Raw genomic sequence first — 15,900 nt, forward strand, 5'->3', positions numbered from 1 at the left:
TGGGGGTTGCTTTTGCTGAAGTATCGCCTGATTTCTGCTTTTGTGTTAATACCCGCGGTCATCGCTGCGCTTTTTTTATTGCCGCCGGTGGGGTTCGCTATTATTACGCTGGTTGTCTGTATGCTGGCCGCGTGGGAATGGGGACAGTTAAGCGGTTTCGCCGCGCGTTCACAGCGGGTTTGGCTGGCGGTGCTGTGTGGTCTGTTATTGGCGCTGATGCTATTTTTGTTGCCTGAGTATCATCACAACATTCGTCAACCGCTGGTTGAGATGTCGCTTTGGGCATCGTTAGGATGGTGGGTTGTCGCGCTACTGCTGGTGCTATTTTATCCCGGTTCGGCGGCAATCTGGCGCAACTCAAAAACATTGCGTCTCATTTTCGGTTTGTTAACTATTGTGCCATTTTTCTGGGGCATGCTGGCGCTGCGCGCCTGGCACTATGACGAGAATCATTACAGTGGCGCAATATGGCTACTCTATGTCATGATCCTGGTCTGGGGAGCGGACTCTGGCGCGTATATGTTTGGTAAATTGTTTGGCAAACATAAGCTGGCGCCGAAGGTTTCCCCGGGTAAAACCTGGCAAGGGTTTATCGGCGGGCTTGCTACGGCTGCCGTGATCTCATGGGGTTACGGTATGTGGGCGAATCTGAATGTTGCGCCTGTTATCTTGCTGATTTGCTCTGTGGTGGCGGCTCTGGCTTCTGTACTGGGCGACCTCACCGAGAGTATGTTTAAGCGCGAAGCAGGAATTAAGGATAGCGGCCACTTGATTCCAGGCCATGGCGGCATTCTGGACCGAATTGACAGCCTGACGGCTGCCGTACCGGTCTTTGCTTGCCTGTTGTTACTGGTGTTCAGGACGCTCTAACGGAAGGTTTTATGCTGAGTATTCTCTGGAATCTGGCTGCATTCATCATCGCACTGGGCGTGCTGATCACTGTGCATGAATTTGGTCATTTCTGGGTTGCCCGGCGCTGCGGTGTGCGAGTTGAGCGCTTTTCCATCGGTTTTGGCAAAGCGCTCTGGCGTCGTACCGATCGGTACGGCACCGAGTATGTCATCGCCCTGATCCCGCTGGGCGGCTACGTCAAAATGCTGGATGAGCGCGCCGAACCGGTAGCGCCGGAATTGCGTCGTCACGCCTTCAATAACAAAACGGTGGGCCAGCGCGCCGCAATTATTGCCGCAGGTCCGGTTGCGAACTTCATTTTTGCTATCTTTGCTTACTGGCTGGTCTTTATCATCGGCGTCCCTGGCGTTCGTCCGGTCATTGGCGAAATAACACCCAACTCGATTGCAGCGCAGGCGCAAATTGCGCCTGGTACGGAACTTAAAGCCGTTGATGGTATCGAAACCCCTGATTGGGATGCCGTGCGTTTACAACTGGTGTCCAAAATTGGCGATCAGCAGACGACGGTGAGCGTCGCGCCGTTTGGCAGCGACCAGCGGCAGGACAAAACGCTTGATTTACGTCACTGGGCATTTGAGCCTGATAAGCAAGATCCTGTATCTTCTTTAGGGATTCGGCCCCGCGGGCCACAGATTGAACCGGTACTGTCAGAAGTGCAGGCGAATTCCGCAGCCAGTAAAGCGGGTTTGCAAGCAGGCGACAGGATCGTTAAAGTCGATGGTCAGCCGTTAACGCAGTGGATGAAATTCGTGACGTTTGTACGCGATAATCCCGGTAAGCCGTTAGCGTTAGAGATTGAAAGGCAGGGGAGCGCCTTGTCGTTGACGTTAACGCCGGATACGAAATCGGTTAACGGAAAGGCGGAAGGGTTTGCAGGCGTGGTGCCTAAAATTATTCCTCTGCCGGAAGAGTACAAGACTATACGCCAGTATGGGCCTTTTAGCGCCATCCTCGAAGCCACGGATAAGACGTGGCAGTTGATGAAGCTGACGGTCAGTATGCTGGGTAAATTGATAACCGGTGATGTGAAACTGAACAACCTCAGTGGGCCGATTTCTATCGCTCAGGGGGCTGGGATGTCAGCGGAGTTCGGGGTGATTTATTACCTGATGTTCCTTGCGCTAATCAGCGTGAACTTAGGGATAATTAACCTGTTTCCGCTGCCCGTTCTTGACGGGGGTCATCTGCTGTTCCTGGCGATTGAAAAGCTTAAGGGCGGGCCGGTATCCGAGCGGGTTCAAGACTTTAGTTATCGCATTGGCTCGATTTTGCTGGTGTTGTTAATGGGGCTTGCACTTTTCAATGATTTCTCTCGGTTGTAAGAGAGTTAGTTAGGAAGAACGCATAATAACGATGGCGATGAAAAAGTTGCTCATAGCGTCGCTGCTGTTCAGCAGCGCCACCGTATACGGTGCTGAAGGGTTCGTAGTGAAGGACATTCATTTCGAAGGCCTGCAGCGAGTCGCCGTTGGTGCGGCTCTCCTCAGTATGCCGGTGCGCACAGGCGACACGGTTAATGATGAAGATATCAGTAACACCATTCGCGCTCTGTTCGCCACCGGCAACTTTGAGGACGTCCGCGTCCTGCGCGATGGTAATACCCTTCTGGTTCAGGTAAAAGAACGTCCGACCATTGCCAGCATCACTTTCTCCGGTAACAAGTCGGTGAAAGATGACATGCTCAAGCAAAACCTCGAAGCGTCTGGCGTACGTGTTGGCGAGTCTCTGGATCGCACCACGTTGTCTGATATCGAAAAAGGTCTGGAAGACTTTTACTATAGCGTAGGTAAATACAGCGCCAGCGTTAAGGCGGTCGTCACGCCGCTGCCGCGCAACCGTGTTGATCTTAAACTGGTGTTCCAGGAGGGCGTATCGGCGAAGATCCAACAGATCAACATCGTCGGTAACCATGCCTTTAGCACCGAAGAACTCATTTCTCATTTCCAGTTGCGTGACGAAGTGCCGTGGTGGAACGTCGTCGGCGATCGTAAATACCAGAAACAGAAGCTGGCGGGCGACCTTGAAACCTTGCGCAGCTACTATCTGGATCGCGGCTACGCGCGTTTCAATATTGACTCCACGCAAGTGAGTCTGACGCCGGATAAGAAAGGGATCTACATCACCGTCAATATCACCGAAGGCGATCAGTACAAGCTTTCCGGGGTTCAGGTGAGCGGTAACCTGGCCGGACATTCCGCTGAAATTGAGAAATTGACGAAAATTGAACCGGGCGAGCTCTATAACGGCACCAAAGTGACCAAAATGGAAGATGACATCAAAAAGCTTCTGGGTCGCTATGGTTACGCCTATCCGCGCGTGCAGTCACAGCCTGAAATTAACGATGCTGACAAAACCGTAAAACTGCGCGTAAACGTCGATGCGGGCAACCGTTTCTACGTGCGTAAGATCCGCTTTGAAGGCAACGACACCTCAAAAGATTCCGTTCTGCGCCGTGAAATGCGCCAGATGGAAGGGGCGTGGCTGGGCAGCGACCTGGTTGACCAGGGGAAAGAGCGTCTGAACCGTCTCGGCTTCTTTGAAACCGTCGACACCGACACGCAGCGCGTTCCGGGTAGCCCGGATCAGGTTGATGTGGTGTACAAGGTGAAAGAGCGCAACACCGGTAGCTTTAACTTCGGTATCGGTTACGGTACAGAAAGCGGCGTTAGCTTCCAGGCCGGCGTTCAGCAGGACAACTGGTTAGGTACCGGTTATTCCGTGGGGATTAACGGCACCAAAAACGACTACCAGACCTACAGCGAACTGTCCGTTACTAACCCATACTTTACCGTTGACGGCGTGAGCCTCGGTGGTCGTATCTTCTATAACGACTTTGAAGCGGATGATGCCGACCTGTCCGACTATACCAACAAGAGTTACGGTACGGATGTGACGCTTGGCTTCCCCATCAACGAGTACAACACGTTGCGTGCTGGTCTGGGTTATGTCCATAACAAACTGTCCAACATGCAGCCGCAGATCGCGATGGATCGTTATCTTGAATCGATGGGCGACCCTGATGCCAGCGATTTTGCTGCCGACGACTTCACCTTTAACTACGGCTGGACCTATAACAAGCTTGACCGTGGTTATTTCCCGACGGACGGCTCGCGAGTCAACCTGACGGGTAAGGTGACGATTCCAGGTTCCGACAACGAATACTACAAAGTGTCGCTGGATACCGCGACCTATGTGCCTATCGATAACGATCACAAGTGGGTGGTTCTGGGGCGTACTCGTTGGGGTTATGGCGATGGTTTAGGCGGCAAGGAAATGCCGTTCTATGAGAACTTCTATGCCGGTGGTTCCAGTACCGTGCGTGGTTTCCAGTCGAATACTATCGGCCCGAAAGCGGTCTATAAAAATGGCGCCCACACTAGTTGGGACGATAATGATGATTACGAAGACTGTACTCAGGAATCAGGCTGTAAATCAGATGATGCGGTAGGTGGTAATGCCATGGCTGTCGCCAGCCTGGAATTTATTACCCCGACGCCGTTCATCAGCGAAAAGTATGCCAACTCGGTTCGTACCTCCTTCTTCTGGGATATGGGTACCGTTTGGGATACGAACTGGGATCCGTCATCTGCGCCGTCAGATGTACCGGATTACAGCGATCCAGGCAACATCCGTATGTCCGCGGGTATCGCATTACAATGGATGTCCCCATTGGGGCCGTTGGTCTTCTCCTACGCCCAGCCGTTTAAAAAGTACGATGGAGACAAAGCCGAGCAGTTCCAGTTTAACATTGGTAAAACCTGGTAATTGTTCACTGCAAAGGAATGCATTGGTAGTGTAGCGATGACTTTTGGCGATGCCCCCAGGGATCGCCAGGCCACGCAAAGAGCTGTACCTTCGGGTGCAAATGGGATGGTAAGGAGTTTATTGTGAAAAAGTGGTTATTAGCTGCAGGTCTTGGTTTGGCGATGGTAACGTCCGCACAGGCTGCTGACAAAATTGCAATCGTCAACATGGGTAATCTGTTCCAACAGGTTGCGCAGAAGACGGGTGTATCCAATACACTGGAAAACGAATTTAAAGGCCGTGCGGCTGAACTGCAAAAAATGGAAACCGATCTGCAATCTAAAATGCAGCGTCTGCAATCCATGAAAGCAGGTAGCGATCGTACTAAGCTGGAAAAAGACGTGATGTCTCAGCGCCAGACTTTCGCGCAAAAAGCGCAGGCTTTTGAGAAAGATCGCGCTCGTCGTTCCAACGAAGAACGCAACAAACTGGTGACTCGTATCCAGACTGCGGTGAAAAAAGTGGCTAACGACCAGAGTATCGATCTGGTGGTAGACGCAAACACCGTTGCTTACAACAGCAGCGATGTGAAAGACATCACCGCTGACGTACTGAAACAGGTTAAATAAGTAATGCCTTCAATTCGACTGGCTGACTTAGCAGAACAGTTGGATGCAGAATTACACGGTGATGGCGATATCGTCATCACCGGCGTTGCGTCCATGCAATCTGCAACAACAGGCCACATTACGTTTATGGTAAATCCTAAGTACCGTGAACACTTAGGTTTATGCCAGGCTTCTGCGGTTGTCATGACGCAGGACGATCTTCCTTTTGCCAAGAGCGCGGCGCTGGTAGTTAAAAATCCCTACCTGACCTACGCGCGCATGGCGCAAATTTTAGATACTACGCCGCAGCCCGCGCAGAATATCGCGCCAAGTGCCGTGATTGATGCGACGGCAACGCTGGGTAGCAATGTTTCAGTCGGCGCGAATGCGGTGATTGAATCTGGCGTACAACTGGGCGATAACGTGGTTATCGGCGCAGGCTGTTTCGTCGGAAAAAATAGCAAAATCGGGGCGGGTTCACGCTTGTGGGCGAACGTAACGATTTACCACGACATTCAGATCGGTGAGAATTGCCTGATCCAGTCCAGTACGGTGATCGGCGCGGACGGTTTTGGCTACGCTAACGATCGTGGCAACTGGGTGAAGATCCCACAACTGGGCCGGGTCATTATTGGCGATCGTGTCGAGATCGGCGCTTGTACCACCATTGACCGTGGCGCGTTGGATGATACTGTTATTGGCAATGGCGTGATTATTGATAATCAGTGCCAGATTGCACATAACGTCGTGATTGGCGACAATACGGCAGTTGCCGGTGGCGTCATTATGGCGGGTAGCCTGAAGATTGGCCGTTACTGCATGATTGGCGGCGCCAGCGTGATCAATGGGCATATGGAAATATGCGACAAAGTCACGGTAACTGGCATGGGTATGGTGATGCGTCCCATCACGGAACCGGGCGTCTACTCCTCAGGCATTCCGCTGCAACCCAACAAAGTATGGCGTAAAACTGCTGCACTGGTGATGAACATTGATGATATGAGCAAGCGTCTCAAAGCGATTGAGCGCAAGGTTAATCAACAAGACTAACGTTCCGCCTTGTAGTTGCCATTCTTTTCCGGCCTGTCACATTCATACGATTGCGGCAGGCCGTGTTATTATTGCCTTTTTGTATATTTGGACAGGAAGAGTATTTTGACTACTAACACTCATACTCTGCAGATTGAAGAGATTTTAGAGCTTCTGCCGCACCGTTTTCCGTTTTTACTGGTCGATCGCGTGCTGGACTTTGAAGAAGGTCGTTTTCTGCGTGCGGTGAAAAATGTCTCCGTCAACGAGCCGTTTTTCCAGGGGCACTTCCCGGGCAAACCGATTTTGCCAGGCGTGCTGATTCTGGAAGCGATGGCGCAGGCAACCGGTATTCTGGCGTTTAAAAGCGTTGGTAAACTGGAACCTGGCGAACTGTATTATTTCGCGGGTATTGATGAAGCGCGCTTTAAGCGTCCGGTGGTGCCAGGCGATCAGATGATCATGGAAGTCACTTTCGAGAAAACGCGCCGTGGCCTGACCCGCTTTAAAGGGGTTGCGCTGGTCGACGGTAAAGTCGTGTGCGAAGCAACCATGATGTGTGCTCGTAGCCGGGAGGCCTGATTCGTGATTGATAAATCCGCCTTTATTCATCCTACCGCCATTGTGGAAGACGGCGCTGTAATTGGCGCTAATGCCCACATTGGTCCCTTTTGTATTGTTGGGCCGCAGGTCGAAATTGGTGAGGGAACCGTACTGAAGTCTCATGTGGTCGTGAATGGTCAAACCAAAATCGGCCGCGACAACGAGATTTATCAGTTTGCCTCCATCGGTGAAGTGAACCAGGATCTGAAATATGCGGGTGAGCCGACCCGTGTGGAAATTGGCGATCGTAACCGCATCCGCGAAAGCGTCACCATTCATCGTGGTACAGTGCAGGGCGGTGGGTTGACGAAGGTGGGTAGCGATAACCTGCTGATGATCAATGCGCATGTCGCACATGATTGTACGGTAGGTAATCGCTGTATCCTCGCCAACAACGCCACGCTGGCGGGGCACGTATCAGTCGATGATTTTGCGATCATCGGCGGTATGACGGCAGTTCATCAATTCTGCATTATCGGTGCGCATGTGATGGTCGGCGGCTGCTCCGGCGTGGCGCAGGATGTCCCGCCGTATGTGATTGCGCAGGGTAACCATGCGACGCCGTTCGGGGTAAATATCGAAGGGCTGAAGCGTCGCGGCTTTAGCCGTGAAGGGCTGGTGGCGATTCGTAATGCCTACAAACTGTTGTACCGCAGTGGTAAAACGCTCGACGAAGCGAAGCTGGAAATCGCTGAACTTGCTGAAAAGCATCCGGAAGTGAAGGCGTTTACCGAGTTCTTTGAGCGTTCAACGCGTGGTCCGATTCGTTAATGGCGGCACAGCGTCCTTTAACGATTGCCCTGGTCGCCGGTGAAACGTCCGGCGATATTCTTGGCGCAGGCTTAATTCGTGCGCTGAAAGCGCGCGTACCCAACGCCCGCTTTGTGGGCGTTGCGGGGCCGCGTATGCAGGCCGAAGGGTGTGAAGCCTGGTACGAAATGGAAGAGCTGGCGGTCATGGGCATTGTTGAAGTGCTCGGACGTTTACGCCGTTTGTTGCATATCCGCGCCGATCTGACCCGCCGTTTTACCGAACTCAAGCCCGATGTCTTTGTCGGGATTGACGCCCCTGATTTCAATATTACCCTCGAAGGTAATCTGAAAAAACAAGGGATTAAGACCATTCATTATGTCAGCCCGTCCGTTTGGGCCTGGCGACAGAAACGCGTTTTCAAAATAGGCAGATCCACCCATATGGTGTTGGCTTTTCTGCCTTTCGAAAAAGCGTTTTACGATAAATTTAACGTCCCGTGCCGCTTTATCGGTCACACCATGGCGGATGCCATGCCGCTGGACCCGGATAAAAATGCGGCGCGCGACGTGCTGGGTATCCCGCATGACGCCCATTGTCTGGCGCTACTGCCTGGCAGCCGTGGCGCGGAAGTGGAAATGCTCAGCGCCGACTTCCTGAAAACCGCACAATTGCTGCGACAGCGCTATCCCGATCTGGAAGTGGTCGTGCCGCTGGTAAACGCGAAACGCCGCGAGCAGTTTGAAAAAATTAAAGCGGAGGTTGCGCCGGATCTCGCCGTTCATTTGCTGGACGGCATGGCGCGCGAGGCGATGATCGCCAGCGACGCGGCTCTGCTGGCCTCGGGTACGGCGGCGCTGGAGTGTATGCTGGCAAAATGCCCGATGGTAGTGGGATATCGTATGAAGCCCTTCACTTTCTGGCTGGCGAAACGTCTGGTGAAAACGGAGTATGTGTCTTTGCCTAACCTGCTGGCGGGAAGAGAATTAGTCAAAGAGCTGTTGCAGGAAGAGTGCGAACCGCAAAAACTCGCCGAAGCGCTGTTGCCGCTACTGGCGAACGGTAAAACCAGCCATGCGATGCACGACACCTTCCGTGAACTGCATCAGCAGATCCGCTGTAATGCCGATGAGCAGGCGGCAGATGCCGTCCTGGAGTTAGCACAATGATCGAATTTGTTTATCCACACACCCATTTAGTGGCGGGTGTGGATGAAGTGGGCCGTGGCCCGCTGGTGGGCGCCGTAGTGACCGCCGCCGTGATCCTCGATCCGGCTCGCCCGATCGTCGGTCTGAATGATTCCAAAAAATTGTCTGAAAAGCGTCGTCTGTCATTGTATGACGAGATTAAAGAAAAGGCGTTAAGCTGGAGTCTGGGACGCGCGGAAGCGCATGAAATTGATGAGCTGAATATTTTGCACGCCACCATGCTCGCCATGCAGCGCGCTGTCGCTGGTCTGCATATTGCGCCAGAATATGTGCTGATCGACGGCAATCGCTGTCCGGAACTGCCTGTGCCGTCAATGGCCGTGGTGAAAGGCGACAGTCGCGTGGCGGAGATTAGCGCGGCGTCTATTCTGGCGAAAGTCACCCGCGACGCAGAAATGGCGGCGCTGGATATCGTTTTTCCTCAGTATGGCTTTGCGCAGCACAAAGGCTATCCAACCGCTTTTCATCTGGAAAAGTTGGCACAGTATGGCGCGACGGCGCACCACCGACGCAGTTTTGCGCCTGTTAAACGCGCTCTGGGACTTGTGTCCTGATTCTTGTATCGAGAAATCTGAAGATGTCTGAACCACGTTTCGTTCACCTGCGGGTGCACAGCGACTACTCTATGATCGATGGGCTGGCGAAGACCGGGCCGCTGGTGAAAAAGGCGGCCTCATTAGGTATGCCTGCGCTGGCGATCACCGATTTTACCAACCTCTGCGGTCTGGTGAAGTTCTACGGAGCGGGTCATGGCGCGGGCATTAAACCCATCGTCGGGGCGGACTTTAACGTTCACAACGAACTGCTGGGAGATGAGCTGACTCATCTGACGGTACTGGCGGCGAATAATACGGGATACCAGAACCTGACGTTGCTGATCTCGAAAGCGTATCAGCGCGGCTACGGCGCGGCAGGCCCGATTATCGAGCGCGACTGGCTGGTAGAGCTTAAAGAAGGTTTGATCCTGCTTTCCGGCGGGCGCATGGGCGACGTAGGCCGCTGTCTGCTACGCGGCAACCAGGCGCTGGTGGAGGAGTGCGTTGCTTTCTATGAAGCGCATTTTCCCGATCGCTACTTCCTGGAACTGATCCGTACCGGCAGACAGGATGAAGAGACCTATCTCCATGCTGCGGTTGAACTGGCTGAGGCTCGTGGTTTGCCGGTTGTCGCGACAAACGATGTCCGTTTTCTTGAAAGCGATGATTTTGACGCCCATGAAATTCGTGTCGCGATCCACGACGGTTTCACCCTTGACGATCCTAAGCGTCCGCGCAATTACTCGCCGCAGCAATATATGCGCAGCATCGATGAGATGTGCGAGCTGTTCGCCGATATTCCGGAGGCGCTGGAAAATACGGTGGAGATTGCCAAACGCTGCAACGTAACGGTGCGTCTGGGTGAATATTTCCTGCCGCAGTTCCCGACCGGCGATATGACCACCGAAGATTATCTGGTCAAAAAAGCGAAAGAGGGGCTGGAAGAGCGTCTGGCTTTCCTGTTTCCGGACGAAGAAGAGCGCAAAAAGCGTCGCCCGGAATATGACGAGCGTCTGGATATTGAACTACGGGTTATCAACCAGATGGGGTTCCCTGGCTACTTCCTCATCGTGATGGAGTTTATCCAGTGGTCAAAAGATAACGGCGTGCCGGTAGGGCCGGGACGTGGTTCCGGGGCTGGTTCGCTGGTGGCCTACGCGCTGAAAATTACCGACCTTGATCCGCTGGAATTTGACCTTCTGTTCGAACGTTTCCTGAACCCGGAACGTGTCTCGATGCCTGACTTCGACGTTGACTTCTGTATGGAGAAACGCGACCAGGTGATTGAGCACGTCGCAGACATGTACGGGCGTGATGCGGTATCGCAGATTATCACCTTCGGTACGATGGCGGCGAAAGCCGTTATCCGCGATGTGGGCCGCGTGCTGGGGCATCCGTACGGTTTTGTCGATCGTATCTCGAAGCTGGTGCCGCCCGATCCGGGCATGACGCTGGCAAAAGCCTTTGAAGCGGAACCGCAACTACCGGAAATTTACGAGGCGGACGAAGAGGTCAAAGCGCTGATCGATATGGCGCGTAAGCTCGAAGGCGTCACGCGTAACGCCGGTAAGCACGCTGGCGGCGTGGTCATCGCGCCGACCAAAATTACCGACTTTGCGCCGCTGTACTGCGATGAAGAGGGCAAGCATCCGGTTACCCAGTTTGATAAAAGCGACGTGGAATATGCCGGGCTGGTGAAGTTCGACTTCCTCGGTTTGCGTACGCTGACCATCATCAACTGGGCGCTGGAGATGATCAACAAGCGGCGCGAGAAAAACGGCGAGCCGCCGCTGGATATCGCCGCCATTCCGCTGGACGATAAAAAAAGCTTCGACATGCTGCAGCGCTCGGAAACCACGGCGGTCTTCCAGCTTGAATCGCGCGGCATGAAAGATCTGATCAAACGTCTGCAGCCAGACTGCTTTGAAGATATGATCGCACTGGTGGCCCTGTTCCGTCCCGGCCCGTTGCAGTCAGGGATGGTAGATAACTTTATCGACCGTAAGCACGGTCGTGAAGAACTCTCTTACCCGGACGTTCAGTGGCAGCATGAAAGCCTGAAGCCGGTACTGGAGCCGACCTACGGCATCATTCTGTATCAGGAACAGGTGATGCAGATTGCCCAGGTACTTTCCGGGTATACTCTCGGCGGCGCGGATATGCTGCGTCGTGCGATGGGTAAGAAAAAGCCGGAGGAGATGGCCAAACAGCGTTCCGTTTTTGAAGAGGGCGCGAAAAAGAACGGTATCGACGGCGAACTGGCGATGAAAATCTTTGACCTGGTGGAGAAATTCGCCGGTTACGGGTTTAACAAATCGCACTCCGCCGCTTATGCGCTGGTTTCTTACCAGACGCTATGGCTAAAGGCGCACTATCCGGCTGAATTTATGGCGGCGGTGATGACTGCCGATATGGACAACACCGAGAAGGTCGTCGGCCTGGTGGACGAGTGCTGGCGGATGGGACTGAAAATTCTGCCGCCGGATATTAACTCCGGATTATACCATTTCCACGTTAATGATGAGGGCGAGATCGTCTACGGTATCGGCGCGATCAAAGGCGTCGGCGAAGGGCCGATCGAAGCGATCATCGACGCGCGTAATCAGGGCGGCTATTTCCGCGAACTGTTTGATCTGTGCGCGCGGACCGATACCAAAAAGCTCAACCGCCGGGTGCTGGAAAAGCTGATCATGTCTGGGGCGTTCGACCGCCTGGGGCCGCACCGCGCCGCGCTGATGAACTCATTGGGCGATGCGCTGAAAGCCGCCGACCAGCACGCCAAAGCGGAAGCTATCGGTCAGGCGGATATGTTCGGCGTACTGGCGGAAGAGCCGGAGCAAATCGAGCAATCCTATGCCAGCTGCCAGCCGTGGCCGGAGCAGGTGGTGTTAGATGGGGAACGTGAAACGTTGGGGCTGTACCTGACGGGCCACCCCATCAATCAGTATTTAAAAGAAATTGAGCGCTATGTCGGCGGGGTAAGGCTCAAAGACATGCATCCGACAGAACGTGGTAAAGTCACCACGGCTGCGGGGCTCGTGATTGCCGCAAGGGTTATGGTCACCAAGCGCGGCAATCGTATCGGCATCTGTACGCTGGATGACCGTTCCGGGCGTCTGGAAGTGATGTTATTTACCGACGCGCTGGATAAATACCAGCAGTTGCTGGAAAAAGACCGCATACTTATCGTCAGCGGACAGGTCAGCTTTGATGACTTCAGCGGGGGGCTTAAAATGACCGCCCGCGAAGTGATGGATATTGACGAAGCTCGCGAAAAATACGCTCGCGGGCTTGCTATCTCGCTGACGGACAGGCAAATTGATGACCAGCTTTTAAACCGACTCCGTCAGTCTCTGGAACCCCACCGCTCGGGGACCATTCCAGTACATCTCTACTATCAGAGGGCGGATGCGCGTGCGCGGCTGCGTTTTGGCGCAACGTGGCGTGTCTCTCCGAGCGATCGTTTACTTAACGATCTGCGTGGCCTCATTGGTTCGGAGCAGGTGGAACTGGAGTTTGACTAATACAGGAATACTATGAGTCTGAATTTCCTTGATTTTGAACAGCCGATAGCAGAGCTGGAAGCGAAAATCGATTCTCTGACTGCGGTAAGCCGCCAGGATGAGAAACTGGATATTAATATCGATGAAGAAGTCCATCGCCTGCGCGAAAAAAGCGTAGAACTGACGCGCAAAATCTTCGCCGATCTCGGCGCATGGCAGGTAGCCCAACTGGCGCGCCATCCGCAGCGTCCGTACACCCTGGATTATGTTCGTCTGGCGTTTGATGAGTTTGATGAGCTGGCGGGCGATCGCGCCTATGCTGATGACAAAGCCATCGTCGGCGGTATCGCGCGTCTGGATGGCCGTCCGGTGATGATCATTGGTCATCAGAAAGGTCGTGAAACCAAAGAAAAAATTCGTCGTAACTTTGGCATGCCAGCGCCGGAAGGCTACCGCAAAGCGCTGCGCCTGATGGAAATGGCTGAACGCTTCAACATGCCGATTATCACCTTCATCGACACCCCGGGCGCTTACCCTGGCGTGGGCGCGGAAGAGCGTGGTCAGTCTGAAGCCATCGCCCGCAACCTGCGTGAGATGTCTCGTCTGAACGTACCGGTCATCTGCACCGTGATTGGCGAAGGCGGCTCCGGCGGCGCATTGGCGATTGGCGTGGGTGATAAAGTGAATATGCTGCAATACAGCACCTATTCCGTTATCTCCCCGGAAGGTTGCGCCTCTATTTTGTGGAAGAGCGCCGACAAAGCGCCATTGGCTGCTGAAGCAATGGGCATCATCGCGCCGCGTCTGAAAGAGCTGAAGCTAATCGATTCCATCATTCCGGAGCCGCTGGGCGGCGCGCACCGTAATCCGGAAGCGATGGCGGCATCGCTAAAAGCGCAGCTGCTGGAAGATTTAGCCGATCTCGATGTGTTAAGCACCGATGATTTAAAAAACCGTCGTTACCAGCGTTTGATGAGCTACGGTTACGCCTAATCATTTACCTCATTTTTCCCAGGAGGCCGGATAATCCGGCCTCTTTTTTTTGGTCGAGGAAAAATGAGACGCCGATGAGTTGATGTGATTAAACGCAACGGCATGTTCTCCCTGACACTGTATCAACTGCCAGGCGTGTGGCCAGGGCAGGCAGTGAACTACCCTTCAAGGAGAAAATTATGGGATTGCAAAAAACACTGGCGTTCAGCGCCGTAGCGGCAGGGATCATGTTGAGCTTATCCGGTGCGCAGGCCGCGCCGCTGCTTAGCAGTAGTGAGCCAATGACCATTAACGCCAGCGATCTGGCGGCGAAAGAGAAAGCGCTGACGGATTTTCCGTTAATGGAGGCCGTGAAATCCTCTATTCAGACGTTGGATAACAGCGCGGTTGAACAAATTGAACCGGGGCGCGCCGCTAACCCGGCAAACGTAAAACGCGTTGAAAGTATTCTGAAAGAGGCCGACTGGGATTATCTGTTCCCGATGCGCGCGCCGGAATACACTTACTCTAACTTCCTGAAAGCGATAGGTAAATTCCCGGCGGTTTGTGGTACCTACACCGATGGACGCGATAGCGACGCTATCTGCCGTAAAACCCTGGCTACTATGTTTGCGCATTTTGCCCAGGAGACGGGCGGTCACGAAAGCTGGCGTGACATTCCGGAATGGCGTCAGGCGCTGGTCTATCTGCGCGAAGTCGGCTGGACAGAAGGGCAGAAAGGCGGCTACAACGGCGAATGTAACCCGGATGTATGGCAGGGCCAGACCTGGCCGTGCGGTAAAGATAAGGACGGCGATTTCCTCAGCTATTTTGGTCGCGGGGCAAAACAGCTTTCTTATAACTACAACTATGGGCCTTTCTCTGACGCGATGTATGGCGACGTTCGCCCTCTGCTGGATAAACCCGAGCTGGTGGCGGATACCTGGATGAACCTGGCGAGCGCCGTCTTCTTCTTTGTGTACCCGCAGCCGCCGAAGCCGTCTATGCTACATGTGATTGACGGTACCTGGCAGCCAAACGATCGCGATAAAGCAAACGGCCTGGTATCAGGTTTCGGCGTCACTATTCAGATCATCAATGGCGGCGTGGAGTGCGGCGGCGCAGATGAGAATGCGCAGTCGCTTAACCGTATCGCCTACTACAAAGAGTTTGCCAACTACCTGAAAGTGCCGGTGCCGGCGGACGAAGTGTTGGGCTGTAAAAAGATGAAGCAGTTCGATGAAGGCGGCGCTGGCGCGTTACCGATCTATTGGGAACAAGACTGGGGCTGGAGCGCCGATACTGCGGACGGTAAAACCTATTCCTGCCAGTTAGTTGGATATCAGACGCCGTATACCGCCTTTAAAGAGGGCGACTACACGAAATGTGTACAGCATTATTTCAACGTTAATGTCGTCGATGATAACGGAACCACTGAACCGGATGTCACGCCAACTCCGGCGCCAGTGACGGATGAAAACGTGGCGCCAGTCGCGCGCATTGCCGGGCCGGTCGGGGCGGTGGAAGCCGGTAGCCCGGTTTCACTCAGCGCGGAAGGATCGACCGACGCGAATGGCGACAAGCTCACCTATACCTGGATGTCGCAGGATGGCAAAACGCTGAGCGGCCAGGATAAAGCCGTTGTGATTTTCAACGCGCCGGATGTCACTCAGAACACCCCGTATGTGGTGAATCTGACCGTTAGCGACGGTACGCTCTCCAGTACAGCGGTTTATACGCTGAATGTGAAAGCGAAGGCCGCCGCTGCGGATGACGAAGATAGGACCACCAGCTATCCTGCCTGGAGCAGCAGCCAGAAATGGAATCCGGGCGACATCGTCAACAGTAATGGCGCATTGTACCAGTGCAAACCGTTCCCGGAAGGCTCATGGTGTAATGTTGCGCCTGCCTACTATGAGCCCGGCGTAGGGATTGCCTGGGCCGATGCATGGAACGCATTGTAATAAGATAAATCCTGTCGGTGCTTTGCATCGGCAGGATTGTTACTATGCTTATCTCAGGTTTTTTCAGGAGA

The 15,900-nt window shown here is 53.8% G+C and carries 12 protein-coding genes; all 12 read left to right on the forward strand.

The window, feature by feature from the left end:
* The first annotated feature begins 12 nt into the window (after positions 1-12).
* The 12 genes from cdsA to ACLJQD_RS15365 all read left to right on the forward strand — a co-directional run bounded on the left by cdsA (position 13) and on the right by ACLJQD_RS15365 (position 15,829).
* The gene (cdsA, locus tag ACLJQD_RS15310) at positions 13-870 is read left to right on the forward strand and encodes a phosphatidate cytidylyltransferase (RefSeq protein ID WP_000922422.1); all 858 of its coding nucleotides are present in this window, start codon (positions 13-15) and stop codon (positions 868-870) included.
* 11 nt (positions 871-881) lie between these two features.
* Positions 882-2,234: a sigma E protease regulator RseP gene (gene rseP, locus ACLJQD_RS15315; RefSeq protein ID WP_000949017.1), complete on the forward strand. Its 1,353-nt coding sequence runs from the start codon at positions 882-884 to the stop codon at positions 2,232-2,234.
* Between the two features lie 31 nt (positions 2,235-2,265).
* Positions 2,266-4,677, forward strand: a complete 2,412-nt coding sequence (bamA, locus tag ACLJQD_RS15320) for an outer membrane protein assembly factor BamA (RefSeq protein ID WP_001240922.1) — start codon at positions 2,266-2,268, stop codon at positions 4,675-4,677.
* Positions 4,678-4,799: 122 nt separating this feature from the next.
* On the forward strand, positions 4,800-5,285 hold the full coding sequence (gene skp, locus ACLJQD_RS15325; protein WP_000758966.1) for a molecular chaperone Skp: 486 nt from the start codon (positions 4,800-4,802) through the stop codon (positions 5,283-5,285).
* Positions 5,286-5,288: 3 nt separating this feature from the next.
* Positions 5,289-6,314, forward strand: a complete 1,026-nt coding sequence (gene lpxD / locus ACLJQD_RS15330) for a UDP-3-O-(3-hydroxymyristoyl)glucosamine N-acyltransferase (RefSeq protein ID WP_001139265.1) — start codon at positions 5,289-5,291, stop codon at positions 6,312-6,314.
* A gap of 105 nt (positions 6,315-6,419) precedes the next feature.
* Positions 6,420-6,875, forward strand: a complete 456-nt coding sequence (gene fabZ, locus ACLJQD_RS15335; RefSeq protein ID WP_000210741.1) for a 3-hydroxyacyl-ACP dehydratase FabZ — start codon at positions 6,420-6,422, stop codon at positions 6,873-6,875.
* Positions 6,876-6,878: 3 nt separating this feature from the next.
* A complete protein-coding gene (gene lpxA, locus ACLJQD_RS15340) occupies positions 6,879-7,667 on the forward strand; it encodes an acyl-ACP--UDP-N-acetylglucosamine O-acyltransferase (protein ID WP_000565950.1) in 789 nt (262 codons plus the stop codon).
* On the forward strand, positions 7,667-8,815 hold the full coding sequence (gene lpxB, locus ACLJQD_RS15345) for a lipid-A-disaccharide synthase (protein WP_000741216.1): 1,149 nt from the start codon (positions 7,667-7,669) through the stop codon (positions 8,813-8,815). The genes lpxA and lpxB overlap by 1 nt, the downstream gene beginning before the upstream one ends.
* Positions 8,812-9,408 (forward strand): ribonuclease HII, encoded by a 597-nt coding sequence (rnhB, locus tag ACLJQD_RS15350; RefSeq protein ID WP_000569412.1) that lies wholly within the window; start codon positions 8,812-8,814, stop codon positions 9,406-9,408. Before lpxB ends, rnhB begins: the two co-directional genes overlap by 4 nt.
* A gap of 23 nt (positions 9,409-9,431) precedes the next feature.
* Entirely contained in the window at positions 9,432-12,914 is a 3,483-nt protein-coding gene (gene dnaE, locus ACLJQD_RS15355; RefSeq protein WP_017441521.1) for a DNA polymerase III subunit alpha, read from the forward strand.
* Between the two features lie 12 nt (positions 12,915-12,926).
* Complete coding sequence (gene accA, locus ACLJQD_RS15360) at positions 12,927-13,886, forward strand: acetyl-CoA carboxylase carboxyl transferase subunit alpha (RefSeq protein WP_017441520.1); 960 nt, start codon at positions 12,927-12,929, stop codon at positions 13,884-13,886.
* A 179-nt stretch (positions 13,887-14,065) separates the two neighbouring features.
* On the forward strand, positions 14,066-15,829 hold the full coding sequence (locus tag ACLJQD_RS15365; protein WP_017441519.1) for a chitinase: 1,764 nt from the start codon (positions 14,066-14,068) through the stop codon (positions 15,827-15,829).
* Positions 15,830-15,900: the final 71 nt, after the last annotated feature.

It is taken from the genome of Salmonella sp. SAL04214 (assembly GCF_046550615.1).
In the GTDB taxonomy this organism is placed as follows: Bacteria; Pseudomonadota; Gammaproteobacteria; order Enterobacterales; family Enterobacteriaceae; genus Salmonella; species Salmonella enterica.

What these genes read in the sequence shown, in the direction of transcription:
- rnhB (WP_000569412.1), top strand. Translation starts at nt 8,812, where the DNA reads ATGATCGAATTTGTTTATCCACACACCCATTTAGTGGCGGGTGTGGAT.
- dnaE (WP_017441521.1), top strand. Translation starts at nt 9,432, where the DNA reads ATGTCTGAACCACGTTTCGTTCACCTGCGGGTGCACAGCGACTACTCT.
- lpxD (WP_001139265.1), top strand. Translation starts at nt 5,289, where the DNA reads ATGCCTTCAATTCGACTGGCTGACTTAGCAGAACAGTTGGATGCAGAA.
- bamA (WP_001240922.1), top strand. Translation starts at nt 2,266, where the DNA reads ATGGCGATGAAAAAGTTGCTCATAGCGTCGCTGCTGTTCAGCAGCGCC.
- lpxB (WP_000741216.1), top strand. Translation starts at nt 7,667, where the DNA reads ATGGCGGCACAGCGTCCTTTAACGATTGCCCTGGTCGCCGGTGAAACG.
- ACLJQD_RS15365 (WP_017441519.1), top strand. Translation starts at nt 14,066, where the DNA reads ATGGGATTGCAAAAAACACTGGCGTTCAGCGCCGTAGCGGCAGGGATC.
- rseP (WP_000949017.1), top strand. Translation starts at nt 882, where the DNA reads ATGCTGAGTATTCTCTGGAATCTGGCTGCATTCATCATCGCACTGGGC.
- accA (WP_017441520.1), top strand. Translation starts at nt 12,927, where the DNA reads ATGAGTCTGAATTTCCTTGATTTTGAACAGCCGATAGCAGAGCTGGAA.